At 35.4% G+C, this 25,936-nt stretch carries 21 protein-coding genes and 7 pseudogenes; 20 read left to right on the top strand and 8 right to left on the bottom strand.

Annotation, left to right across the window (positions count from 1 at the left end; translation table 11 throughout):
- Window positions 1-634: pseudogene (locus tag QW060_RS17315) on the bottom strand (succinylglutamate desuccinylase/aspartoacylase family protein); the annotation flags it as partial.
- A 106-nt stretch (window positions 635-740) separates the two neighbouring features.
- On the opposite strand from QW060_RS17315, the pseudogene uvrC reads away from it, so the two are divergent.
- The 9 genes and pseudogenes from uvrC (at window position 741) to pgi (ending at window position 12,100) form a co-directional block, all read left to right on the top strand.
- Window positions 741-2,536, top strand: a pseudogene (gene uvrC, locus QW060_RS17310) (excinuclease ABC subunit UvrC).
- Window positions 2,537-2,538: 2 nt separating this feature from the next.
- Entirely contained in the window at window positions 2,539-3,534 is a 996-nt protein-coding gene (locus QW060_RS17305; protein WP_290364818.1) for a patatin-like phospholipase family protein, read from the top strand.
- Window positions 3,535-3,545: 11 nt separating this feature from the next.
- A complete protein-coding gene (locus QW060_RS17300) occupies window positions 3,546-4,745 on the top strand; it encodes a hypothetical protein (protein ID WP_290364817.1) in 1,200 nt (399 codons plus the stop codon).
- A 183-nt stretch (window positions 4,746-4,928) separates the two neighbouring features.
- Window positions 4,929-6,086, top strand: coding sequence for a homogentisate 1,2-dioxygenase (locus QW060_RS17295; protein WP_290361726.1), 1,158 nt, complete (start codon window positions 4,929-4,931; stop codon window positions 6,084-6,086).
- A gap of 47 nt (window positions 6,087-6,133) precedes the next feature.
- Window positions 6,134-7,294: a 4-hydroxyphenylpyruvate dioxygenase gene (gene hppD / locus QW060_RS17290; protein ID WP_290361727.1), complete on the top strand. Its 1,161-nt coding sequence runs from the start codon at window positions 6,134-6,136 to the stop codon at window positions 7,292-7,294.
- A 259-nt stretch (window positions 7,295-7,553) separates the two neighbouring features.
- Window positions 7,554-8,315 (top strand): DUF3108 domain-containing protein, encoded by a 762-nt coding sequence (locus tag QW060_RS17285; RefSeq protein ID WP_290361728.1) that lies wholly within the window; start codon window positions 7,554-7,556, stop codon window positions 8,313-8,315.
- On the top strand, window positions 8,312-9,247 hold the full coding sequence (locus QW060_RS17280; protein WP_290361729.1) for a tryptophan 2,3-dioxygenase family protein: 936 nt from the start codon (window positions 8,312-8,314) through the stop codon (window positions 9,245-9,247). The genes QW060_RS17285 and QW060_RS17280 overlap by 4 nt, the downstream gene beginning before the upstream one ends.
- A 1-nt stretch (window position 9,248) precedes the next feature.
- On the top strand, window positions 9,249-10,496 hold the full coding sequence (locus QW060_RS17275) for a M23 family metallopeptidase (protein WP_290361730.1): 1,248 nt from the start codon (window positions 9,249-9,251) through the stop codon (window positions 10,494-10,496).
- Between the two features lie 2 nt (window positions 10,497-10,498).
- The gene (gene pgi, locus QW060_RS17270) at window positions 10,499-12,100 is read left to right on the top strand and encodes a glucose-6-phosphate isomerase (protein WP_290361731.1); all 1,602 of its coding nucleotides are present in this window, start codon (window positions 10,499-10,501) and stop codon (window positions 12,098-12,100) included.
- A gap of 12 nt (window positions 12,101-12,112) precedes the next feature.
- On the opposite strand, the gene QW060_RS17265 is transcribed toward pgi, so the two are convergent.
- From QW060_RS17265 to QW060_RS17255, 4 genes and pseudogenes are all read right to left on the bottom strand, one after another.
- Complete coding sequence (locus tag QW060_RS17265; protein ID WP_290361732.1) at window positions 12,113-12,586, bottom strand: energy transducer TonB; 474 nt, start codon at window positions 12,584-12,586, stop codon at window positions 12,113-12,115.
- Complete coding sequence (gene mfd / locus QW060_RS17260; protein WP_397386099.1) at window positions 12,586-15,195, bottom strand: transcription-repair coupling factor; 2,610 nt, start codon at window positions 15,193-15,195, stop codon at window positions 12,586-12,588. The genes QW060_RS17265 and mfd overlap by 1 nt, the downstream gene beginning before the upstream one ends.
- A gap of 126 nt (window positions 15,196-15,321) precedes the next feature.
- Window positions 15,322-15,399, bottom strand: a pseudogene (locus QW060_RS28510) (hypothetical protein); the annotation flags it as partial.
- Window positions 15,400-15,949: 550 nt separating this feature from the next.
- Entirely contained in the window at window positions 15,950-16,354 is a 405-nt protein-coding gene (locus QW060_RS17255) for a hypothetical protein (RefSeq protein ID WP_290364816.1), read from the bottom strand.
- Between the two features lie 23 nt (window positions 16,355-16,377).
- Here QW060_RS17255 and QW060_RS17250 point away from each other — a divergent pair, with 23 nt between their 5' ends.
- Window positions 16,378-16,734 carry an ADP-dependent NAD(P)H-hydrate dehydratase gene (locus QW060_RS17250; RefSeq protein WP_290364815.1) on the top strand — a complete coding sequence of 119 codons (357 nt, stop codon included), beginning with the start codon at window positions 16,378-16,380 and terminating at the stop codon, window positions 16,732-16,734.
- Window positions 16,731-16,928, top strand: coding sequence for an NAD(P)H-hydrate dehydratase (locus QW060_RS17245; RefSeq protein ID WP_317623191.1), 198 nt, complete (start codon window positions 16,731-16,733; stop codon window positions 16,926-16,928). Before QW060_RS17250 ends, QW060_RS17245 begins: the two co-directional genes overlap by 4 nt.
- On the opposite strand, the gene QW060_RS17240 is transcribed toward QW060_RS17245, so the two are convergent.
- A complete protein-coding gene (locus QW060_RS17240) occupies window positions 16,918-17,181 on the bottom strand; it encodes a DUF1294 domain-containing protein (protein WP_290364424.1) in 264 nt (87 codons plus the stop codon). The genes QW060_RS17245 and QW060_RS17240 overlap by 11 nt on opposite strands.
- Window positions 17,182-17,236: 55 nt before the next feature.
- On the opposite strand from QW060_RS17240, the pseudogene QW060_RS17235 reads away from it, so the two are divergent.
- A pseudogene (locus QW060_RS17235) lies at window positions 17,237-19,359 on the top strand (Tex family protein).
- Window positions 19,360-19,578: 219 nt separating this feature from the next.
- Window positions 19,579-19,809 carry a hypothetical protein gene (locus QW060_RS17230; protein ID WP_290364814.1) on the top strand — a complete coding sequence of 77 codons (231 nt, stop codon included), beginning with the start codon at window positions 19,579-19,581 and terminating at the stop codon, window positions 19,807-19,809.
- Between the two features lie 333 nt (window positions 19,810-20,142).
- On the opposite strand, the pseudogene QW060_RS17225 reads toward QW060_RS17230, so the two are convergent.
- Window positions 20,143-20,333 (bottom strand): annotated as a pseudogene (locus QW060_RS17225) (Sec-independent protein translocase subunit TatA/TatB).
- 21 nt (window positions 20,334-20,354) lie between these two features.
- Window positions 20,355-20,558, bottom strand: a complete 204-nt coding sequence (gene tatA / locus QW060_RS17220; RefSeq protein WP_290364421.1) for a twin-arginine translocase TatA/TatE family subunit — start codon at window positions 20,556-20,558, stop codon at window positions 20,355-20,357.
- A 209-nt stretch (window positions 20,559-20,767) separates the two neighbouring features.
- On the opposite strand from tatA, the pseudogene QW060_RS17215 reads away from it, so the two are divergent.
- The 7 genes and pseudogenes from QW060_RS17215 to QW060_RS17165 all read left to right on the top strand — a co-directional run bounded on the left by QW060_RS17215 (window position 20,768) and on the right by QW060_RS17165 (window position 25,924).
- Window positions 20,768-22,259 (top strand): annotated as a pseudogene (locus QW060_RS17215) (GH3 family domain-containing protein).
- Window positions 22,259-22,690: a carboxypeptidase-like regulatory domain-containing protein gene (locus QW060_RS17210; protein ID WP_290364813.1), complete on the top strand. Its 432-nt coding sequence runs from the start codon at window positions 22,259-22,261 to the stop codon at window positions 22,688-22,690. The pseudogene QW060_RS17215 and the gene QW060_RS17210 overlap by 1 nt, the downstream one beginning before the upstream one ends.
- The gene (locus QW060_RS17205) at window positions 22,633-23,082 is read left to right on the top strand and encodes a hypothetical protein (RefSeq protein ID WP_290364812.1); all 450 of its coding nucleotides are present in this window, start codon (window positions 22,633-22,635) and stop codon (window positions 23,080-23,082) included. The genes QW060_RS17210 and QW060_RS17205 overlap by 58 nt, the downstream gene beginning before the upstream one ends.
- Before the next feature lie 58 nt (window positions 23,083-23,140).
- A pseudogene (locus tag QW060_RS28060) lies at window positions 23,141-24,825 on the top strand (DUF6909 family protein).
- Window positions 24,826-24,829: 4 nt separating this feature from the next.
- Window positions 24,830-25,237 carry a hypothetical protein gene (locus tag QW060_RS17175; RefSeq protein WP_290364806.1) on the top strand — a complete coding sequence of 136 codons (408 nt, stop codon included), beginning with the start codon at window positions 24,830-24,832 and terminating at the stop codon, window positions 25,235-25,237.
- 110 nt (window positions 25,238-25,347) lie between these two features.
- Window positions 25,348-25,782, top strand: a complete 435-nt coding sequence (locus QW060_RS17170; protein WP_290364805.1) for a hypothetical protein — start codon at window positions 25,348-25,350, stop codon at window positions 25,780-25,782.
- Between the two features lie 10 nt (window positions 25,783-25,792).
- Window positions 25,793-25,924: a hypothetical protein gene (locus QW060_RS17165; RefSeq protein WP_290364804.1), complete on the top strand. Its 132-nt coding sequence runs from the start codon at window positions 25,793-25,795 to the stop codon at window positions 25,922-25,924.
- Window positions 25,925-25,936 lie beyond the last annotated feature (12 nt).

Below are 25,936 nucleotides of genomic sequence, written 5' to 3'. Positions count from 1 at the left end.
TGTACGACTTCAGCATTGATATCCAGTGATTTCCCTTCAAAAAGAATTTTGAATGCCCAGTTCATCACAGGCATTTCTAAAAGAACCTTCAATATTCTTCGAATACAATACAAACGGTGGTCAAATGCTTTGGCCATTTTTTCAAGTGCTTCATTTTCAAATTCGATGCGAATCTGCGGAGCATTGAAACGCGCTTTTCCACCGGCATGAAAGTCAATGACATAATCTACCAATGGTAATATGTCTTTGATCAGGCGATATGCAAACCGACTGGCGAGAGAACCGTTAGCACTACCCGGAAATACCCGGTTCAGATCCGACCGTCAGGAAATTCCCGCGATTGGTTTACAAAACCAAAAACATTGATCAGCGGAATGCAGATAATAGTACCTATATTGGGTTCATTGATTTTCTTAGTAATCAGCTGTCTTACAATTTCTACTCCGATCAGTTCGTCTCCATGCAGTCCAGCGCTGAATAATACCGTTGGTCCAGGATGAATAGAACGCGAAACGATAACAGGGATTTTTAATTCCGTCATCGTGTGTAAAGTTGCGATTTGTAATTCGATGATTTTGGTTTCACCCGGAATTACTGTTTTATTGAGTAAAGTAAAATCTTTAAATTCAAACATCTTTTTTAATTGAGTTTTTAAATTTATAAAATATTCATCAAAACAAAGAAACGGATATCTTTTATTGCTATATAAAAACTAACTTTGTTGTATTAAAGAACAAAAAATGACGCAATTTTCGCAGATAGAGTTACAAATAAAGACCTTGCCTGACCAACCCGGTGTTTATCAGTTTTTTGATAAAGACGGCAAAATCCTGTATGTTGGAAAAGCAAAAAATCTTCGGAAAAGAGTCAATTCATATTTTAATAAGGTACATGATTATGGGAAAACCAATGTGCTGGTTCGTAAAATTGTTGCGATAAAGCACATTGTAGTGCCAAACGAAAGCGAGGCGCTTCTATTAGAGAATAACCTTATAAAAAGATTGCAGCCGAGGTACAATGTTTTGCTCAAAGATGACAAAACCTATCCCTGGATTTGTGTTAAAAACGAGCCTTTTCCCAGAGTATTTTTAACGCGGCGTATGATTAAGGACGGATCAGATTATTTCGGTCCTTATACGAGTGTAAAAACAGCACATATTCTATTAGACCTAATAAAGGAACTATATCCGTTGCGAACATGTACGTATGATCTTAGCCTTGAAAATATACGAAAAGGAAAATATAAGGTATGTCTGGAATATCATATTGGCAATTGTGAAGGACCGTGTGAAGAATTGGAACTCCTTCCTTCTTATGAAAATAAGATCAAGGCAATAAAAAATATTTTAAGGGGGAACTTTAAAGAAAATGTTAAAGAGTTTAAAGCATTAATGACACATTTTGCTCAGGATATGAAATTTGAGGAAGCTCAGAAAGTTAAAGAGAAGATAGATATTCTTGAAAACTATCAGTCCAAATCAACTGTTGTCAATCCGCGCATTACGAATATAGATGTCTTTTCTATTGTTTCTGATGAAAGCATGGCGTATGTCAATTTTCTTCAGATTGCTCACGGAGCGATCATTCGCTCTCATACACTTGAATTAAAGAAAAAGTTAGATGAAGCAGATGTCGATCTGTTGCAATTGGCAATAGTGGAACTTCGGGAAAGATTTAATTTATTATCTAAGGAAATTATTGTACCTTTTGAGGTAGATTTAGGAACGGAATTTACAATTACAGTTCCTAAGTTGGGCGATAAAAAGCAATTGCTTGATTTATCAGAAAGAAACGCAAAATATTACCGACTGGATCAGCTGAAACAGATTAAAATTGTAGATCCGGACAGACATACGAACCGGATTATGGCACAAATGAAAAAGGATTTGCGTTTGTCAGTTGAACCCAGACATATTGAATGTTTTGATAATTCCAATATTCAGGGAACAAACCCGGTAGCAGCCTGTGTTGTATTTAAAGACGGAAAGCCGAGTAAAAAGGATTATCGTCATTTTAATATAAAAACGGTAGAAGGTCCAAATGATTTTGCTTCTATGGAAGAAGTGGTGTACAGAAGATATAAAAGGCTGTTGGATGAAGAGCAGCCATTGCCACAATTGATTATTATTGATGGGGTAAAGGACAGTTATCTTCTGCGTTAAAAAGTTTAGATGATTTAGGATTAAGGGGTAAAATTGCCATAATAGGTATTGCCAAACGTCTGGAAGAATTGTTTTATCCGGGTGATTCCGTTCCGTTATATCTTGATAAAAAATCAGAAACATTAAAAATAATCCAACACCTGCGAAATGAGGCTCATAGATTTGGTATTACCTTTCACAGAGATAAGCGCAGTAAAAATGCCATCCAGTCTACCATTACTCAGATTCCCGGAATAGGTGATAAAACAATGGAAAAATTACTGGCTGAGTTCAAATCTGTAAAAAGATTACAGCTGGCTCCGCAAACAGAAATAGAAAAAGTAATCGGTAAATCGAAAACATTAAAAGTAGTAGAATACTTTAAAAATAAATAAACATGAAAACACTTACCTTTCTTTTATGCGTGATAATGAGTTTTAGTGTAGCAAAAGCACAGGAAAATCAGCGAAAAAAAGTAGGGGTAGTGTTAAGTGGCGGAGGTGCGAAAGGGCTGGCGCACATTGGAGTTTTAAAAGTACTTGAAGAAAACGGCGTAAAAGTAGATTATATAGCGGGTACAAGTATGGGGGCCATCATTGGAGGCTTATACGCCTCAGGATATACCGCCAGTGAACTTGATTCAATCTTTAAAAATGTAGATACTGAAGCCTTATTGCAGGATTATATTCCGAGAATATCGAAATCATTTTATGAAAAAAGAAATGATGAAATATATGCGCTTCAGCTTCCTTTTGATGATTTTAAAATAGGAATGCCTGCTGCGTTATCAAAAGGAATGTATAATTATAATTTACTTTCAGGGCTGTTACTGCATGTAAGGCATGAAAGAGATTTCAATAAACTGGCTATTCCGTTTTTATGTATTGCTACAGATATAGAATCCGGTAAGCAGGTTATTCTGGATAAGGGTATACTACCTCAAAGTATATTGGCAAGTGGTGCATTTCCTTCCTTGTACTCCCCGGTAGAAATAGACGGTAAATTGCTTATTGATGGTGGGGTGGCCAATAACTATCCGATAGATGAACTGCGCAAAATGGGAGCAGAGATTGTTATTGGAGTTGATGTTCAGGATGGGCTAAAAAACAGAGAAGATATCAGAGGAGCATCAGATATTTTATTGCAGATCTCGAACTTTTCAATGGTTCAGGATATGAGTCGTAAAATTCGGGAAACAGATATATACATAAAACCCGATATCAAAGGATATTCTGTGATTTCCTTTAGAGAAGGAAGTGATATTATAAAAAAAGGAATCGAAGCAGCAGCTCCGTTTACTGAGGAGTTCAAAAAAATGGGAAGTCCGGAATACATCAACAACCCTCCGAGTTTCAGAGAAAAATACAAAGGGATCTGTGTATATCAAGGGTAGAAATTAATGAAATGGAAAACTTTACTTCGAGTTATGTATATGGAAAGCTAAAGTTTACACCAAATACGACCTTAACATTTGATAACTTCTCTACAGGAATTAATAATATGAATGGTACCCAGAACTTTAGCAGTATTGTATACAGTTTTGCTGAAGAAGACGGCGGAGATGTCTTGAAATTAAACCTGAAAGAAGCAAAAACCCAGCGCTATCTTAAATTTGGGTTACACTTTGATAACCTCTATAAAAGTGCTGCTTTAGTCAATGTTACTCAAAAAAAGCTCTTGTTTAAAAATGATGTTATTTCGCTTGATTTGGGAGTTGGTGATCAGTTTCGTTATAATTTAAATTATTATGTAGATAATGGTTATCGATGGAGCGTTGGTTTTCAGTCTAAGCTCAACAAGATTTCGCGTAATATCAATCGTCCGATCACAAGCAACTTTATAGAACTGCCTACTTTGCCTAACAGTCTGAGTTTAGATCTTGTAGATGTTACTAACCGTCTTTATTTTCAAACATTTTACAGAGATCAGTTTCTTGTCGCGGTAGGATTGGAGCATAAATTCAATCAGGTCGATATTAAAAATCTGATTTTTGATATGCCGTGGATAGATAAAAGCCATTATTTATCTGCTTACGGAAATATTGTATTTGACACGTATGATAACAAATATTTTCCGCGTAAAGGTGTAATATTTAATGCAGAATATAAAAACTACTTTCATTCATCAGATTATACAGGAAATTTTAAGAATTTCTCACAGATCAATGCAGAATTAGGAACTGTGAGAACTTTTTTTGATAAAGTTAGTGTTGAAGCAAAAGCAGAAATTGGTGCTACTATCGGTAGTGAATCTTCCAGTTTTCTACAGTACTTTTTTGGAGGATATGGTTTTCAGTCCGTTTATAATGTTAAACAATTTTATGGATATGATTTTTTGAGTGTATTTGATGATTCCTATGTAAAAGTGCTTTTTAGAGTGGACTATGAGGTTTTTAATAAACATCATCTCAACATAGCGGCTAATTATGCACAGATAGGCAACAATATTTTTCAATACTCTGACTGGATTTCAAAACCAAAATTCAATGGTTATGCCATCGGTTACGGATATCAGGCAATTATCGGACCTATAGAAATTAAGCATAGCTGGTCTCCCGATACCAGAAACCATTACACATGGTTTAGTGTTGGTTTTTGGTTTTAATTCCCAAAAACTTCTAAAATTAACAGGTATCTATTGTTAGTCGAAAAAAAAATAGATATTTTTGTTAGATATGAAAAATTGGAACGGACTTTTATCACATCTTAAATATCTCATCAAGAGAAATCCTGAATGAGAAGCACCTGCTTATTAGGTATTTTATAAACAAACTAAAAGAATAGCGTTATGCCAATGTATCATAAATTGGGAAATATCCCTCCGAAAAGACATACTATATTTCGTAAACCAAACGGAGATCTCTATTACGAACAATTGTTCGGAACTATAGGATTTGATGGAATGTCTACTAACATGTATCATGAACATCGTCCTACACAGGTAAAGGAAATCAAGGGTTCTTATAGTGTAGCTCCTAAAATTGCAAAAGCAAATAACATTCAGTCATACCGTTTTCGCGGATTTCAGGTAGATCCGGTTGCTGATTATCTTGAAAGCAGAAAAGCGGTACTGACCAATAGTGATTGTACTATTGTTTTGGCTGCTCCAAGCGGTAAGACACAGGAATATTTTTATAAAAATACCGACGCTGACGAATTGATCTTCATCCACAGAGGTACAGGAGTCGTTCGTACAATGTTAGGAAATCTTGATTTCAAATACGGTGATTATATTCTCATACCAAGAGGTATTATCTATAAGATAGACTTTGATTCGGAAGATAATCGTTTGTTTATTGTGGAATCGAGAAGACCTATTTATACCCCTAAACGTTACAGAAACTGGTTCGGACAATTGTTAGAGCATTCTCCGTTTTGTGAGAGAGACATCCGCCGTCCGGAAAAACTGGAAACGTATGATGAAAAAGGTGAGTTTTTAATAAAAGTTAAAAAACAGGATGAAATCTTTGATATGGTATATGCAACACATCCTTTTGATGTGATTGGTTATGATGGTTATAACTATCCGTATGCTTTTTCAATTCATGATTTCGAACCGATTACAGGAAGAATCCATCAACCGCCACCAGTACATCAAACTTTTGAAACAGATGCCTTTGTTGTCTGTTCATTTGTTCCGCGACTATATGATTATCATCCGGAATCTATCCCGGCTCCCTACAATCACAGTAATATTGACTCAGATGAGGTACTTTACTATGTAGACGGTGATTTTATGAGTAGAAATGATATAGGACCAGGACATATATCACTGCATCCGGCTGGTATTCCGCACGGACCACACCCGGGAGCTGTAGAGAGAAGTATTGGGGCTAAAGACACACAAGAATTAGCTGTAATGGTGGACACCTTTAAGCCTTTAATGGTTACAGAAGAAGCAATGAAAATTGCTGATGAGAAGTATTATCAGTCATGGCTGGATTAAGCTGCTCATCATAGTACAACAAAACAACAAAATTTAAAAAAATTAAAATGGACAATAATTTAAAATCAGTAGAATTCGGATTAGAGAAAATATTTGAAGGAGCTCAGGATTTCTTGCCTTTATTGGGTACAGATTATGTTGAGTTTTATGTAGGAAATGCAAAACAGGCAGCGCACTTTTACAAAACTGCATTCGGTTTTCAGTCATTGGCGTATGCAGGATTGGAAACCGGTATCAGAGACAGAGCGTCTTATGTATTGAAACAGGACAAAATCCGAATTGTATTGACTACAGCCTTAAATAGTGAATCTCCTATTGGTGAGCATGTGAAAAAACATGGAGATGGAGTAAAAGTAGCAGCGCTTTGGGTTGAAGATGCACGCTCTGCCTATGAAGAGACGATTAAAAGAGGAGCAAAGTCTTTTATGGAGCCAACTGTTGAAAAAGACGAGTTTGGTGAAGTTGTCCGTGCCGGAATTTACACTTATGGTGAAACAGTACATATGTTTGTAGAACGCAAAAATTACAACGGTGTATTTTTACCGGGATATAAGGTATGGGAATCGGACTATAAACCAGAACCTGTTGGCTTGAAGTATATTGACCACATGGTAGGTAATGTTGGTTGGAATCAGATGAATAACTGGGTAAAATGGTACGAAGAAGTAATGGGATTCGTAAATTTCCTTTCGTTTGATGATAAACAGATCAATACAGAATATTCGGCTTTGATGTCTAAAGTAATGTCTAATGGAAACGGTCGTATTAAATTCCCTATCAATGAGCCTGCAGAAGGTAAAAAACGTTCTCAGATTGAAGAATATTTAGACTTCTATGAAGGCGAAGGAATTCAGCATATTGCTGTAGCTACAGATGATATTCTTTCAACAGTGTCACAAATGAAAGCAAGAGGAGTAGAGTTTTTAAGTACGCCACCACAAGCTTACTATGATGCTATTCCTGAGCGTTTAAAAGATCATATGTCAAAGTTTAAAGAGGATATTAACGAACTTCAAAAACTTGGAATTATGATTGATGCAGATGAAGAAGGTTATCTGTTGCAGATTTTTACCAAGCCGGTTGAAGATCGTCCAACCGTATTTTTCGAGATTATTCAACGTATGGGAGCAAGAGGTTTTGGAGCTGGTAACTTTAAAGCGCTTTTTGAATCGATTGAAAGAGAACAAGAGAAAAGAGGTACATTGTAAATAGTGAATAAACCAATTAAAAGTTAAAGTTGTGTTAATGTAATTAGTGGTGTTATTTAGTGTTTAATAATCACTATATTTGCACCCACAAAATACAGGGCGTCGTAATCCGTATTTTGTAAAATAAATTTTTCATAATTTATAGTTTTTTGGTTGGTTAATAGCATAAAAGCTCAGTTATTTGTTTAACTGGGCTTTTTGTTTTCTTTTTTCTTTGGAATAATTATTGCTTTTTTTATCTTAACACAAAAAAATAAATATGAAAAAGTATCTGCAAATAGTGCTGTTTTTTATAACACTAAATGTGTTTTCACAAACAGCATATAAGGAAGGTGAACATTTTAAATTTAAGATTTCTTATGGTATAATCAATGCCGGAGTTGCCACTTTAGATTTGAAAAGTACTACTTATAACGGAAAATCGGTTTATCATGCTAAAGGAGTCGGTTATACAACCGGTATTACAAAAACATTTTTTAAAGTATATGATGATTATCAAAGTTATTTTGATAAAAAAACGGGTGTTCCCTATCGTTATATACGGAAGATAGATGAAGGAGGCTATACAAAAAATCAGGAGGGATTTTTTGATCATTCTTCAAAAACGGTATTGGTAAAAGATTATAAAGGAAAAATAAACAACACTTTCAATGTTACTACCAATGTACAGGACATTGTTTCTTCTTTCTACTATTTGAGAAATCATCCAAAAATAGACAAACTCAAAAATGGAGAATCAATCGAAATAGACATGTTTTTTGATGATGAAATATATAAATTTAAACTAAAATTTATTGGTAAAGAAGAAATTAAAACTAATTTTGGTAAAATAAATACATTAAAATTTAGACCATTAGTACAATCAGGACGTGTTTTTAAAGAACAAGAGAGTTTAACTGTATGGATTTCAGACGATGCAAACAAAATTCCTCTGAAAGTTCAGGCGAGTTTAGCGGTAGGTTCTCTTAAAGCAGAGTTGGTTAAATACAGTGGCCTGAAGCAAAAGTTAGGAACTAAATGAAGATAACAGGACAACAGAAAAATAAATTAGAAGCCTTAGATCAGAAATTCAAAAATATTGATCAGAAATTAGATACCCATCTGGAAGGTCTGTTGTGGCAGAAGCCTATTACCTATTGGGATTATATACAGACAGATGCTTTGCTTGGTTTACAGATTCAGCGTTCTGTATTGCCAGATGAAATGGTGTTTATCATGTACCATCAGGTAAACGAGTTATTGTTTAAAATGATCTTGTGGGAGATGAATCAGGTGTGTCATGCGCCAAAACTTACAACTATATTTTTTACTGAACGACTCAACCGTATCAGCCGCTATTTTAATATGCTTACGACCTCGTTTGATATTATGAGAGACGGAATGGAACCTGAGCAGTATTTGAAATTTAGAAATACGCTCACTCCTGCGAGTGGTTTTCAGAGTGCCCAGTACCGTTTGATCGAATTTGCTTCTACAGACCTTATCAATCTTATTGATGCGCGTTATAGAGAAACGATTGACAGAAATACGTCTTTTGAACATGCTTTTGAGCATTTATATTGGCAGGCAGCCGGAAAAGATTATAAAACGGGAAAAAAATCGTATCTGATCAATGAGTTTGAAAAGAAGTATAAAAAGGAATTTATTGATTTCATGCAAGAGTATAATGAAATTAATCTATGGCAGAAATTCAAGGAGTTACCTATAGAAGATCGACAGAATAAAGAATTAATTGATGCGATGCGTCACTACGATAAGACAGTAAATATTACATGGGTTATCGGTCATTTTAAAGCAGCTAAAAAATATATAGAAAGCGAACACGGACCGCAGGAAGCAACCGGAGGAAGTGATTGGAAAAAATATATGTTGCCGGAATACCAGCGAAGAATATTCTTTCCTGAATTATGGAGTGAAGAAGAGTTGAAAAATTGGGGTAAAGGAGCTTTATAATATGCAGCAATTAAAATATATATGCTTTCTGCTTTTGGTAGTTACCATCATTTCCTGTTCAGGAAAGAAAGGGGATAATGAAGAAGAGTTTGTAATCGAAAATGACAGTACTGAAATCAATACAGAAGTTGCTTTTGGCTTTCAGTTAAATGAATACAGAGTTGAACGGGATACTATAAAAAGAGGAGATAATATTAGTTTAATTTTAGCGCGTCACAATTTTGATGCTACCGAAATAAGTCAGATTGTTGAAAAAGTGCGGGATTCGTTTGATATACGTAATATCAGAGCTGGTAATACATTAACATTATTAAAGAGTAAAACAGACCCCCCTAAACTGGAAGTGTTGATTTATGAACCCAATAAAATGGGATTTAATGTTATCGATTTCAGAGATTCAACAAGAGCGTATACCGTAAACTACCCGATAACTTACAAAGTAAAAACTGTTGCCGGCTCAATTGACGGATCTTTATCCAGTTCTCTCGCCAGAGAAGGATTGGATGCTGGGCTGACTTCCAAGCTATCAAAATACTTTGCTTGGTCGATTGACTTTTTTAAATTCAAAAAAGGAGATAAATTTGCCTTATCAGTAAGGGAAAAATACATCAATGACTCGATTTATATTGGAACCGAAGAAATATTAGGGGCTTATTTTGAATACAAAGATAAAGATGTGTATGGGTTTCCATACGGATCAGAAAATCAAAAAAATGTGGAGTTTTTCGATGAGAATGGTAAGCAGATGAAAACAATGTTTTTAAAAGCTCCTTTGAAGTATTTTCACATTACCTCTAAATTTACGAACAGTCGTTTTCATCCGGTTCAGAAAAGATGGAAAGCACATAACGGAACTGATTATGCGGCACCTCACGGAACACCGATTATGACTACTGCAGCAGGAACAGTGATAGAGACAGGGTATTCATCCGGAAACGGAAATTATGTAAAAGTAAAACATGATGGTACCTATACAACACAATATTTGCATATGAGCAAGATATTGGTAAAGCGTGGACAACGCGTCACACAAGGTCAGACAATCGGTAAGGTAGGAAGTACCGGATTAGCTACGGGACCACATGTATGTTATCGCTTTTGGAAAAACGGAGTACAGGTAGATCCGTTAAGACAAAACCTTCCAACGTCACAGTCAATGAGCAAAGCCCAGTTGCCTGCTTATCTGGCAAAAATAAAACCAATAAAAGAGGCGATGGATGCCGAATTAAGTGAAAAATTCCAACATTAATTATGTTCGTAAAAGATAATCCGTCAGGAACTGTTTCCTGGGAGCATTTGAGAAATCATTTCTTTGAGATGCAGTACGTGAAAATGCAGGAATTGTTCAATGAAGACAAAGATCGCATTAAAAAGTTCCACATTCGTTGGAAAGATTTTATCGTTGATTTTTCTAAAAACAGGATAAACGATACTACTCTTCGGTTATTAGTGGATTTTGCCAATGAAATGAAGCTCTCACAAGGTATTGAAGCTCTTTTCAATGGCGAACTGATTAACGAAACAGAGAAAAGAAGTGTATTACATACTGCTTTAAGAGATACAAAAAATAAGTCAGCTGTTACCGAAGAAATAAAGGAAACTCTTTTCAGAATCAAAATGTTTTCTGATAAAGTGATCAAAGGCGAATACAGATCTACTTCAGACAAACCTTTTACAGATATTGTAAATGTTGGTATCGGAGGCTCAGATCTGGGGCCGAAAATGGTGGTAGAAGCCCTGGGCAATTACCGCAATCATCTCAAAACTCATTTTGTTTCTAATATTGATTTTGATGCGATCGATGAATTGTTAAAAAAGCTCAATCCTGAAACAACTCTTGTTATTGTCGTTTCTAAATCATTTACAACAAAAGAAACTATTGAGAATGCGATTCTTTTTAAAAACTGGCTTATCGCACATAAACAGGATGTCTCTAAACATATTATTGCCGTTTCTACCAATAACAATGAAGCGCAGGCTTTTGGCATTCAGGAGCAGAACATTTTTCCTATGTGGGATTTTGTTGGCGGCCGTTTTTCGTTGTGGAGTGCGGTAGGTATCAGTATTGCTTTATCAGTAGGTTATGCTCATTTTGAGGACTTACTTAAAGGAGCTGAATCAATGGATGAACATTTTAAACAGGAATCTTTTGATAAGAATATACCAGTTGTACTGGCCTTACTGAGTATTTGGTATAATAATTTTTTTGGTTTTGAAACGGAAGTTGTTATTCCATATGCAAATAAACTGACAGATTTTCCGGCTTACCTGCAACAGGTGACGATGGAAAGCAATGGAAAGAATATTGACAGAGCTCAAAATCCCGTAAACTATCAGACAGGAACTATTGTATGGGGGGAAATAGGTACAAATTCCCAACATGCCTTTTTTCAGCTTTTTCATCAGGGAACCAAAATAATTCCTGTTGATTTTATCGGCTTTATCAATCCATTTAATGAATCAGATATGCATGACTTGCTTATGGCTAACTTTTTTGCTCAAAGCGAAGCTCTACTGAATGGAAAAGTAGGGAACTATGCAGAACAACCTCAGGAAGATGATGTAAACGCTGTATATAAAGGCTTTTTAGGAAATAGGCCTTCCAATACCTTTTTGATAGAAAAGCTTACACCAGAAAGCTTAGGAAAGCTTCTGGCAATTTATGAACACAAAACATTTGTTCAGGGGTATTTATGGAATATTTATAGTTTTGATCAGTTTGGAGTAGAGTATGGTAAAAAACTGGCAGAATCAATTAGGGAAGAAATTCAAAATAAACATATAAAAGGCCATGATTGTTCTACTACATTTTTATTAGAGAACTATTTGAAATATAGAAAAAAGACCTTGTAAAAAGGTCTTTTTTTATTTTAAATCTTCAATATAGACTCTGACAGGTATCGTGAAAATTCTTTTTACGGGTCCTGAGAGCGTTTTTGCAGGTATCCACCTTGAGGAAGTAATCACACGAACACTTTCTTTATAGAAACTGTTTTCGACCGTTGTATTTACAGGTTTGAAATCAACCGGTTTACCCTCCTTATCAATTGTAAACATCAGATAGAGCATATAAGTAGTGGATTTTTGCTCTGCCTTTGGAATATCTTCTAAAGTAACATTGTTGAAATTGAAGTTTTTGGTAAAATAATTATAAAAATTATTCATTCCGCCTTTATAGCTTGCTTCCGAGATGACATCTTCATTTTCTGAAAGATTTTCTTTTATCTTTTCTAAATCAACCCGGAACAATGTGTTTTCTTTTTGTTGCAAAGAATCTGTTTGACAGAAAGCATGAGAGAAAATCAAATAAAACAGAGCTGTAAGTATCGTTTTTTTCATTATAGTTCGTCTAATTTAGTTAATAAATCCAAAGCTTTAGAAATACTTTTTACCTGATCAAATGTTAGGAGCAGACGCAGTCCGTTTTTCGTTTCTTTTTCCTTTAACGTTGCCAGATTCGCATACGCCTGTATAAATAACAATACTTTTTTAAATCGGTTGGACTGATAAAAATCAGATTGCTGGTCAGAAATAAAGTAACCAATCATTTTTCCCTGTTTAAGCAATAGCTTTTCAATTCCGATAGAGCTGGCAATCCATTTAATACGAACGCTGTCTAAAAGATTTTTTGCCTGCTTTGGCAATGCCCCGAATCGGTCAATGAGTTTCTGTTCATATTGTTTGAGATCGCTTTCGTTTTTCAGCGTGCTCAGTTCATTATATAACGTTAAACGTTCAGAAACATTGTTAATATATTCGTCCGGAAAAAGAATTTCAAAATCAGATTCAATGACAATATCTTTTACATAGACCTTATTTTCTATATGATTGTCTTCTTCATATAAGTCCTTAAATTCATTTTCTTTAAGTTCATCAATAGCTTCATTCATGATTTTTTGATACGTTTCAAAACCGATCTCATTGATAAAGCCACTTTGCTCTCCGCCTAACAAATCACCGGCACCTCTGATTTCAAGGTCTTTCATAGCAATATTGAATCCGCTGCCCAGATCGCTGAATTGTTCCAGTGCCTGAATCCGTTTGCGGGCGTCTTCTGTCATTGCTGAGTACGGTGGACAGATGAAATAACAAAAAGCTTTTTTATTGCTTCGTCCTACGCGACCTCTCATCTGATGTAAATCGGATAAACCAAAGTTATTGGCATTATTAATGAAAATAGTGTTGGCGTTTGGCACGTCAAGACCACTCTCAATAATAGTTGTTGCTACAAGTACATCAAAATCACCTTCCATAAAGGAGAGCAACAGATCTTCCAGTTTTTTACCATCAAGTTGTCCGTGTCCGACTCCAACTTTTGCATTCGGAACAAGGCGTTGGATCATCCCGGCAACCTCCTTAATATTTTCAATTCTGTTGTGTATGAAATACACCTGTCCGCCTCTTTCAATTTCATAAGAAATAGCATCTCTTATGACTTCTTCATTAAAGCCAACCACGTTAGTTTCAATGGGATACCTGTTGGGCGGTGGAGTTGTAATTACGGATAAATCTCTTGCAGCCATTAATGAAAACTGTAATGTTCTCGGTATAGGAGTAGCGGTAAGCGTAAGTGTATCTACATTTTGGGAAATGGTTTTAAGCTTGTCTTTAACTGCGACACCAAATTTTTGCTCTTCATCAATGACCAATAACCCCAGATCTTTAAAAACTACATTTTTACTTACCAGCTGATGGGTTCCGATGATGATATCTACTTTACCTTCTTGAAGTTCTTTGAGTGTTTCGGACTTTTGCTTGGCAGTTTTGAAACGGTTCAGATAGCTTACTTTCACTGGCATTTCTTTGAGCCTTTCAGAAAATGTACGGTAATGCTGAAACGCAAGAATGGTTGTTGGTACCAGTACAGCCACCTGTTTTCCGTTATCTACAGCTTTAAAAGCTGCTCTGATGGCCACTTCTGTTTTACCGAAACCGACATCTCCACATACCAAACGATCCATAGGACGATCGCTTTCCATGTCTGCTTTTACATCAATAGTTGCTTTCATCTGATCAGGAGTGTCTTCATAGATAAAGCTGCTTTCAAGCTCAGCCTGTAAATAGCTGTCCGGAGCTGATGCGAAACCTTTTTCCAGACGGCGTTTTGCATAAAGTTGTATCAGATTAAAGGCAATGTGTTTTACACGGGCTTTGGTTTTTTGTTTTAATGCTTTCCATGCATTAGAACCCAGTTTGTATATTTTAGGAGGAGTTCCGTCTTTCCCGTTGTATTTAGATATTTTATGTAAAGAATGGATACTTACATATACAATATCATTATCTGCATACACGAGTTTGATGGCTTCCTGTGTTTTACCTTCTACCTGTATCTTCTGTAAACCGCCAAATTTGCCAATTCCGTGATCTATATGGGTTACATAATCTCCTACAGAAAGAGTGGTTAATTCTTTGAGAGTAATAGACTGCTTTTTGGTATAGCCGTTTTTAATGTTGAATTTGTGATAACGTTCAAAAATCTGGTGATCAGTATAACAGGCAATCTGAAGTTCTTCATCGACAAACCCCTGAAACAAAGGCATGACAATGGTTTCGTATTGTGCTACTTTTTGAGTGTTATCATCTTTAAAACTTTCAAATATTTCGTGAAAACGTTTCGCCTGAGTATCGTTGGAACAATACAGGTAATTAGAAATACCGTTTTGAGTATTTTCGTTGAGATTTTCGATCAATAAGTCAAATTGTTTATTGAAAGAAGGTTGTGGCCTTACATGAACCTCAAGGTTTTTGCTGTAAGAAATATCCTGAGAATTGCTTAAACCGATGCAGCTGAATTTTTCCAGAGCATCAAAAAAGCTTTTTCCATTTACAAACATCTGTTCAGGACTTGCATGACGCACATTCTCTCCCAATTGGTTAAAAGCTTCTTCCGCTTTGACAAAAAGACGGTCTAATTTTTCCTTTAAGTAAGTGGGATTCTGAATTATCAATAGGGTATTCTCTGAAATGTAATTCAGAAAAGATTCTCGGCTTTCCTGTAAAAATTTGTTTTCTACATTAGGTATGATGGTTATCTTTTTATTGGTTTCAATAGAAAGCTGTGTTTCTACGTCAAATGTGCGGATGCTGTCAATTTCATTTCCAAAAAATTCAATGCGGTACGGATTGTCATTCGAGAATGAAAATACGTCAATGATACCTCCTCTGACTGAAAATTCACCGGTTCAGAAACAAAATCTACTCTTTTAAAATTATACTCAAATAAAACCTCATTTACAAAGTCAATGGTCATCTGGTCACCTAAGTTGATTTTAAGAGTGTTTTTATCCAGTTCTTTTCGGGTAACCACTTTTTCGAATAAGGCATCTGTATAAGAGACAATAACAGCGGGTTTTTTTCTTGAATTTATTCTGTTAAGCACCTCTGCCCTAAGTAATACATTGGCGTTATCTGTTTCCTCAATCTGATAAGGTCTGCGATAAGAGCCGGGATAGAAAAGGACATCTTCCTTACTTATGATGTTTTCAAGATCATTTAAATAATAAGCCGCTTCTTCTTTATCATTGAAGATGAGTAAAAAAGGAACGTCATTTTGTTTGAACAAAGCTGATAACTGGAAAGATAGAGAAGACCCGATAAAACCGCGAACGGCAATTTTAGTTCCTTTGGTATTAATTGAATCCTGAATTCTTTTTGTTGCAGATCCTTTTTCGTATAGTGATTTAATAGATGATTTCATTCGGGTTATTCTGTAGGAATTGCGTTTCTGGAAGCTCTTTTTACGGTATCAAAGGATTGGATCAGCTGATCTTCACCCTGTTCTTTTGGAATTGCTTTTCTAAGTAAGATCTCGTCAAACTGATTTCCAATTGACAGATAATTTTTATTGATTTCTGCTAATAATTCTTCTACCTTTTTTTGTTGAATCACATCGAGTTCCATATACATATCCAATGAGTTTAAATTGGTTTGTAGCAGGGCAATACGGCTTTCAACAGCTGGTGTTTTAAATGTTTCTGGAATATTGTTAGATAAGGTGATTCCTGTCATTGCCAGTTGGGCTGCCTTCTTTCTGAAAGCATTAAGCGAAGTGACGGGTTTAGAAATAATTTCTCTTTCAAAGTCATTCCATTCTTCCCAGTCCGTCAAATTTTTGCCGTTTCAGGAGTGGAATGGGAAAAGTAGAAGAAACCGTTGCCGCTTTTGTTTTGTTTCTGAAAAAAAAGAAAGATACAAGACTGATTCTGGATGCAGATGCTATAAACATACTTTCAGAAAATCCTGAATTGTTTGATCTTTTGCCTACAAATACCATACTTACGCCTCATCCAAAAGAATTAGAACGTCTGATAGGAACATGGACAAATGATTTGGATAAGATAGAAAAAGCTAAAGGCTTCTGCGCTAAATACCATTGTATTTTACTTATCAAAGGCGCTCATACCTTGACCTTATTGCCATCGGGTAAAATGTATTTCAATTCGACCGGAAATGAAGGGATGGCCACTGCTGGTAGCGAGATGTACTGACCGGAATCCTTACTTCTATACTGGCTCAGGGATATGCTGCTGAAAAAGCAGCTGTATTCGGTGTGTTTTTACACGGACTGGCAGGAGACCATGCCAAAAAGCAGTATGGGGCACAGAGTATGACGGCTACAGATATTATATCACATCTGTCAGATGCTTACTTCACTATATCCGATTCCGATATCACCTTCTGAATACAAAAAGTAAAAGAAATAATTGAAAGGCAATGATAATATAAAAACTGATTTTAAAAGAAGTTTTTTTTGTTTTATGCCTGAAATGCTGCATGCCAAGCCATGAACCAAAGCTTCCTCCCAAAGCACTTGCTATCAGAAGATTTTTTTCTGAAATACGCTTTCTTCCCTTTATCGCCCGGTCTTTGTCGATATGAAAAAGGCTATATGCAATATAATTAATGATGATTATATAAAGAAAGAAGTATTTCATGTGTTTTAAAAATGATGACAAAGGTAGTATTTTAGCATTTTATTTAAAATTGATGATGAATTTAACTTCCTATATTCAGCAAACTGTTGTTACAAGTCCGAAAAATATTGAGCAGACATTACAGTTATTAGCAGAAGATTGTACGATTCCTTTTATTGCCCGCTATCGTAAAGACCGGACAGGCAATCTTGATGAGGTAGCTATCGAACAGATTGCCAAACAAAAACAGCAATTTGATACTATTGTAAAAAGAAAAGAATCATTCTGGCTTCGATTGAAGAGCAGGGAATGCTTACTGATGTGTTGGAACAAAAGATAAAAAACAGTTTTGATCTGAATGAACTCGAAGATCTTTATTTGCCTTTTAAAAAGAAGAGAAAGACAAAAGCTGATACGGCACGTGAAAACGGATTGGAACCTTTGGCAAAAATGATCATGTCACAAAAAATAGAGGATGTATATACAGTGGCCTCTAAATATAGAAATGAAAAAATAAACTCTGAAGAAGATGCCTTACAGGGAGCAAGAGACATTATTGCGGAGTGGATCAATGAAAACGGTTTATCTGAGAAAAGTAATAAGAAGAAAATTCCAAAGAGAATCGGTTATTACTTCGAAAGTAGTAAAAACTAAAAAAGAAGAGGAAAGTGCACAGAAATTTAGTCATTATTTTGACTGGTCTGAACCTCTTTATAAAACCGCTTCTCACCGGCTTCTGGCTATGCTACGGGCGGAAAATGAGGGATTTGTAAAGATAAATGTAGCCATTGAGCCCGTTGATGCGATTACCTTTATGGAGGAAACGGTGATCAAAACAGAGAATGAAACGGCTGCTCAATTGCGTATGGCTGTAGCTGATGCGTATAAAAGACTCCTGGCACCCAGCTTGTCTAATGAGGTTTTGCAGGAGGCTAAACTCAAAGCAGACAAAAACTCAATCGGTGTTTTTGCCGATAACTTATCTCAACTTCTTTTAGGTGCTCCTCTCGGTGAAAAAAGAGTTCTGGCAATAGATCCGGTTTTAAAACAGGCTGTAAAATCGTTTGTTTAGACGAAACGGGCGGGTTATTGTATAATGAGACTATTTTTCCACATGCACCGCAGAAAGATACAGCGATGGCGATGAAAAAAATCCGTTCAATGGTTAATTCCTATAAAATTGAGGCCATTGCTATCGGTAATGGTACAGCGTCCGGGAAACAGAATTTTTTATAAAAAAGATTGCCTTTGACAAACCCCTACAGGTTTTTGTAGTGAGTGAAGCAGGGGCATCGGTATATTCTGCTTCCAAAGTCGCCAGAGATGAGTTTCCCAACTATGATGTTACAGTACGTGGAGCTGTTTCTATCGGCAGAAGATTACAGGACCCTTTGGCTGAATTGCTGAAAATAGAACCTAAAGCTATCGGAGTAGGGCAGTATCAGCATGATGTAGATCAAATGTTACTCAAAGAAGAATTGGATCAGGTAGTAGGGCGTTCTGTAAATGCAGTGGGTATCAATCTCAATACCGCAAGTAAATCCTTACTGAGCTATGTATCGGGTATCGGAGAAAAAATGGCAGAAAATATTGTTGCGTATCGCAAAGAACATGGTACTTTTTCTAATAGAAATGAATTAAAGAAAGTAAACCGGCTTGGAGAAAAAGCTTTTCAACAGGCAGCTGCTTTTGTAAGAATTAAAAACGGAACGAACCCTTTAGACAATTCTGCAGTACATCCGGAAGCCTATAAAGTTGTTGAGAGAATGGCGAAAGACCTAAATGTTTCTTTAAAAGAATTGATTGGAAACAAACAATATATCGAAAAGATTGATAAACAACGGTATTATACGGATGATATCGGATTACTTGCGATAGAGGATATTCTCAATGAATTGGAAAAACCGGGATTGGATCCGAGAAAAATCTGCTAAAATATTTGAGTTTGATGCTACTGTAAAAACGATTAATGATCTTAAAATCGGACAAGTTTTGCCCGGAATCGTCAATAATATTACTAATTTCGGATGTTTTGTGGATATTGGTATTAAAGAAAGCGGATTGGTTCATATCTCTAAACTCAAAGCTGGTTTTGTAAGTGATGTAAATGAAGTAGTAAAACTACATGAACAAATTATGGTAAAGGTAACCGATGTTGATTTGGGAAATAAACGCATACAGTTGAGCATGATATTGTAAATAAAAGAAACAGGATGAGGAATTTTTAAATAAGATTCCTCATTTTTTTGTAGAATTCCACAAACGTTAAGCGGTTGTTAATTTGTTGGTTTACAGTTTTTTATTTCTTGTTTTGCTGGGGTTTTAATATAAAAAGGATGTTAAAATAAAAAGTTTGATAATGAGGCCTTATTCTTGAATTTTAAAAGGATGAAATTAATCCATAAAAATTATATAATCATGAAAAAGGTATTTTTAGCAACATTGGTTTTTGCAGGAGCAACTACTTTTGCACAGGCTCAGGAAAAGAAAGAGATGAAAACAACTTCTCAAAATAAGGAGACTGCTACGGAAACTAACTGTAGAAGCACCCGCTCCTCCAAAAGCAGAGCATCATCCTCAAAGAATTCAGGAGGCTTCAAAGCCACAGCAAGAGCCACAAAAGGTGATAGCCCCTGCGCCTGTACCTAAAGAGCAACCAAAAGAACCAAAAGTTCAAGGAGCTAAAAAGTAAGTTGAGGTCTTTTTCCACAACAATTTAATTCAGGTGAGTAAAACAGGAACAGTTTTTAAAAATCTGAAAAAAGCGAAATTAATATAACTTATTGTAATTCAGGTTATTTGTTTTTTTGCTTTATTTGGCATTTGAATTGCACTATTGATAATAGCTAAGAAAAACAAAATGGTATAAAAACCATTTATGAAAATATTTGAAAAGGAAAGAAAGTAGTGTTTTTATTATGTTTTATAAGGGAAATGCCCATCTAGAAATAGATGGGTGTTTTTTTTCCATTAACTCAGAAATTATTCTTCTGTTGATTTGTTTGCTGGGTTTGTAGTCTGTTGTGCCTTAGAATTCTCTTCTTTTGTAGCATTTTTAAACTCCTTTATCCCGTTCCCTAATCCTTTCATTATTCAGGAATCTTTTTTCCTCCAAAAAGTAGCAAAACCACTACTATTATAGGAATTAATTCTGTAAATCCTATTCTACCCATTATTGATTGATTTTATTAAAGTTATTGTTTGTTTTCAGTATCTTTTTTTGAAGCAGGGTTTTGATCCTCTTCTTTTGTAGCGTCTTTGAATTCTTTAATTCCACTTCCTAATCCTCGCATTAGTTCAGGGATTTTCTTACCACCGAACAATAGCAATATTACTGCGATGATTAATACTATATTCCATGGACTAAGCATCCCTAAAAATACCGCTAATGAATTCATACTAAACATATTTATATTATAATTGTACAAAGATAAAACAAAAAGGATTCGCAACAGAGTTAAGATTCTATAATTTTAACACAACCTTATCATAAATATAAGTTGACGCGTTTTTTGATGAAACAAAATGGATATTTCATATCTTTGTTTTTATTTGGAAAAAGTACGTAATTACAACGGTTGTTCTTTTTTTATCAACAGAAAACAGTATGTCAATTAAATCTTTTTTTGCGAAAATTTATGCAAGATCCGTCTACAAGAAAGCAACAAAATGGATGCAAAATCCGGTCGAAACACAGGAGAAGGTTTTTCAGAAACTTATAAGTGAAGGTGCTTCAACGGTGTTTGGAAAAGATCATTTATTTTCGGAGATCAATGATCATGCTGATTTTTGCAACAGCGTCAACATTACAGATTATGAAGGTTTAAAGCCTTATATAGAAAGAGTTGTAAAAGGAGAAGAGAATATCTTATGGGAAGGAAAACCGATTTACTTTGCCAAGACTTCCGGAACAACTTCCGGAGCAAAATACATACCCATTACAAAAGACTCAATTCCTAATCATATTGATGGAGCAAAAAACGCTTTGTTATTTTATATCCACGAAACCGGAAAAACGGATTTTGTCAACGGAAAAATGATTTTTTTACAGGGAAGTCCGGTTTTAGAAGAAAAGCACGGAATAAAGTTTGGAAGACTATCGGGAATAGCGGCTCATTATGTGCCATCTTATCTTCAAAAAAACCGACTGCCAAAATGGGAAACCAATTGTATTGAAGATTGGGAAACCAAAGTAGATGCAATTGTAAGAGAAACCCAGAAAGAAGACATGAGGCTAATTTCGGGAATTCCCTCCTGGGTACAGATGTACTTTGAAAAATTGGTTCAGGTATCGGGAAAACCAGTCGGAGAATTGTTTGCCAACTTTGATCTGTTTGTTTACGGTGGAGTTAATTATGAACCTTACCGTACAAAGTTTGAAAAACTTATCGGAAGAAAAGTAGATTCTATAGAGTTGTTTCCGGCTTCTGAAGGATTTTTTGCTTTTCAGGATTCTCAAAAAGAAAAAGGAATGCTGTTGCTATTGGATGCGGGAATCTTTTATGAATTTGTAAAAGCAGAGGAGTTTTTTAATGAAAATGCCCGTAGATATACCATAGGTGAAGTAGAACTGCAGGTAAATTATGTTCTGATTATTTCAACCAATGCGGGTCTTTGGGCGTATAATATCGGAGATACCGTAATGTTTACGAGTCTTGATCCGTATAGAATTGTAGTTTACAGGCCGTATCAAACATTATATTTCTGCATTTGGAGAACATGTAATCGGAAAAGAAGTAGAACTGGCATTGCAGAAGGCATTGGAAAATACAGGCGTAATTGTAAATGAGTTTACTGTAGCACCACAGGTAAACCCTGAAACAGGATTGCCTTATCATGAATGGTTTATTGAATTTGAAAAAGAGCCTGAAAACATGGAATACTTTTCTTTGGCAATTGACAATGAATTGCGTCAACAAAACGTTTATTATGATGATCTGATAAAAGGAAATGTTTTACAGGTGCTTAAAATAAAAAAGGTGCCCGTCAATGGGTTTCAGGAGTATATGAAATCGATTGGAAAACTGGGAGGACAGAATAAACTGCCCCGATTGTCTAATGACAGAAAGATTGTAGACCAACTAAAAACAAAAAAATAATGCTGAAGATTTGCCGTGTATTTCTGTTATTTGCTTTTCCTGCCTATGCACAGGTTGGCGGTACAGTGGTCGATGGTGAAACAAATGAGCCGATACATTATGCGAATGTCTGGAATAATGATGCATCAGCAGGCGCTACAACTAATGTGGAAGGTACCTTTGAGGTAAAAAAAGCAGTTGAAAATGATGTGTTTATTGTAAACGCATCCGGATACGAAACTCTTTTGACAAAAGCATTAGAAGGTGATACTATCCGTTTGGTAAAAAATCATGTGATGAAAGATGATCTGATTGTGTATCCGGAAAAAACATTACACCATACGATCGGAGATGCACACTATGAAAATTTGTATTTTAATCCGGGTAATATACCATGGATTTATGCGAAGTTTTTGAAAACACGTCAGAAATCAGACATGTGCAATACCTGAGTAAAGCTATTGTTTATACCAAAAGTATTGTCAATGATGCGACTTTTAAACTCCGGATACTGAAACCTGATGCCGATGGCTGTCCCGGAGAAGACCTCATTGTTGAGCCTATTATTGTTCATGTAAAAAGAGGCAACAAGAAAAATATTGTTGACCTTTTGTCCTATAATGTAAAGATGCCTGAAAAAGGAGTTTTTATTGGAGTTGAGTGGCTCATGACTGATAATAACAGGTTGAAGACCATGACGTATGTGAAAGGACAGGAACTCTTTGAAGATTATCGCTATGCCCCTGATCTCATCAGTAATACGGTAGAAAAATCTTCTGCCTTTAGGTATATGTTCGGAGACTGGTTCAGCAACGAACAATTTATACAACAAAAGAACCATTAAAAGAAATAAAAACATATATTGATCCGGCTATCGGATTGATTTTATCAAATTAAATAGAATGAAAGAATTAAAAAATATATCAAGAACACGATCACAGGAATCATCTGCTGCGATTGAAAGAATTTATATTACCATGCGCCATCTGTTTAACAGAGGGTTTTATAAGCCAATGGGTGTTTCCGGAGAAACATTAAGAGAAGCATTGTTGCAACTGCGACCTGAAATTTACGGATCTATTGCTGATGAAAAAGTAGAGCTAAATGGTCTGTTATATGTAATAGAGCGTTTGCCGATTGGGATAGAGGAATGCCGTTTTATAACCTGACTTCAGATGAAGGGTATTCAGAATCGCATTTCAAAGCAATCGTGCCGCCAAAAAGACGCAGAAATTGTTATCGTATTGACGATGAACAAATGAATATAGAAATTACGAGAGGGCGATCAGATATCTATGATGTACTCACGCATCTTACCTTTATTTTTATAGAGTCGCACAAAATCAAGAATCGTATTTTTATTGAAGATGAAGAGAAATTCTCCAGAGACTGGCAAAAGCTTGAACAGGCGGTTTTAAAGAGGACATGCTTGAGCAGAATGAAAAAGAAGTCGCTATTTCGCATGTTTCTAATATTCTGGGAAGAACATTTTCTGAAATAAACTCTATATATGATCAGTTTGCCGTTTTAGAAAATCCGGACCGTTTTTTACATATTATTTATTGGTTAGGGAAGCTTGCGATTGATGAAGTGGTGTATAATAATAAAAGAACAATTACTTTCAGTCCTATTTTGAGAGAGCGTCTCGGACATCATATTTATGGTGAAATCTGGGCAGATAATATTAAAAATGCTCTGAAAGAACTGAATCTTTTACAACGCCCGATTCATATTATCAGTGCGAATATGCACAGTGTGATGAATTCTATCTTTGCCGTTCCGGTACTGAAATCCAGACTGAAAGATAAGATTGATATTGAGATTTATGAAGAACTGAGCAAGTCTGAGAATGATGTATTGAGAAAAGTAGTCAAAGAGCGCGCAGACCGGGAAGGAATGTTGTTTTTACCGGATACGTCAGGTACCAACATCGATGTGCAGTTATTTGATACAGCGAAGATCGATCCGGAGACTTCCACTCTCGTGCACGCTTTAAAGGAAAACCTGACGAAGAAAAACCTGTTAATATTGTTATGGATTATGCCTTCGGAGAGCAGGCTTATGAAACGATTGACGAGCTGCTTAAACCGTTTAAAAAAGATGTATATTTGAACGTTGAATCTGTATCTATTATGGGTAAAGCCGGAATTCTGGTTGGAGACAAAGGAGATATTATGATTCCGTTTGCACATATCAATGAAGGGACAGGGGATAATTATCCTTTTGAGAATGAGTTGAAACCGGAAATGTTGAAGGACATGGTATTCCTGTTTGTGGAGGAACAATGATTACTGTTTTAGGAACTTCATTGCAAAATAAAGATCTGTTGAAGTTTTTCCATGATTCTACATGGAGGGTGATAGGTCTGGAAATGGAGGGAGCTCATTATCAGAAAGCAATTCAATCTGCTTCCAAGATCAGAAAGAGCATCAATCCGGATGTAAAAGTACGTTATGCCTATTATGCATCGGATAATCCTTTGGAAACCGGAAGTACGCTGGCATCGGGCGGATTGGGATCAACAGGTGTAAAACCAACGTATTTGATTACTATAAAAATATTGGAACAAATTTTTAATACTCTCTAAAAATATGAGCGAACCATTTGATGTTAAGAACACTATCCCTCAAGAATCAGAAGTTGACCTTCAACATTTTTCTAATAGGATAAACGGTTTTTATGACCGCTTTATTTATAATATCTATCGCTTATTTCGATTTTTGAAGAGAAATAAATTTGTTGTATTGATTCTTTTACTTATTGGAGGAATTCTTGGCTTTTTTAGCGATCAGTCAAATGATGACCGATCTTTGAACGAAATATTGGTAGTACCCAATTTTAATAGTGTTGAGTATTTGTATAATACGGTAGAAACGTTTGATATAATTGGTTTTAATAATGAGTTGAAAGCATCTGATAATAATGAAGTGCTATACAACATTAAGATAGAACCGTTTATGACGCCTATAATTTTATTATTAGTGATCGTACACATTTAAAGGCTTTTGAAATATTGAGTGATCGTTCTATAGATTTAGAGAAATATTCAAAAAGTAATTAGCGTCTAAGAATTATAAATTTCATCTTCTGAAAATTTATACAAAAGGCAATGGTAAACACGACTGCTTTGGTTGATAGAATATTAGAGAAGATGAACAATGATAGCTATTTTAACAAACGCAAAGAAATTGAAAAAGTAAATACGTTGAACAAACGTAATGAACTGGCAAAGTCAATTGATTTAATCAATGGTATGTTTCAACGTTTAGGAGAAGAACAGAAAACCAGTGACTTGTCTTTAAATTCTTACAATCAGGTTGGAGATGTTTTAGAAATTAAAGAGGACCTAATTCGTCAGGTAAATGCTACTGATGTGCAATTGATAGAGCAGGATAAAATTATATATGATGCCTCGCGAATTATGAACATTAAGGTTACGTCTTTAATTCCTAATATTATACTCTTTCCTTTCTTGTTTCTTGTTTTATTTCTTAATTATGGTTATCTAAAAAGTAAATTTAATCGATTAAAGACAAGCTTCTAATTATGGTATAGTGAGTCAGACAAAACACTCCCTTATTAATTTTATAGTACATGGCGCCGGACAAATTGTAAACCTGTTAGCACCATTTATAGTCATGCCTTATTTATTAAGGTTTGTGGTGTCGAAAATTGGGGTAAAATAGGTGTAGCTACTT

The sequence above is a fragment of the Paenimyroides ceti genome, from assembly GCF_030409925.1.
The sequence above is the reverse complement of the archived record's forward strand: the minus strand, read 5'-3'. Positions and strand labels throughout refer to the sequence as shown.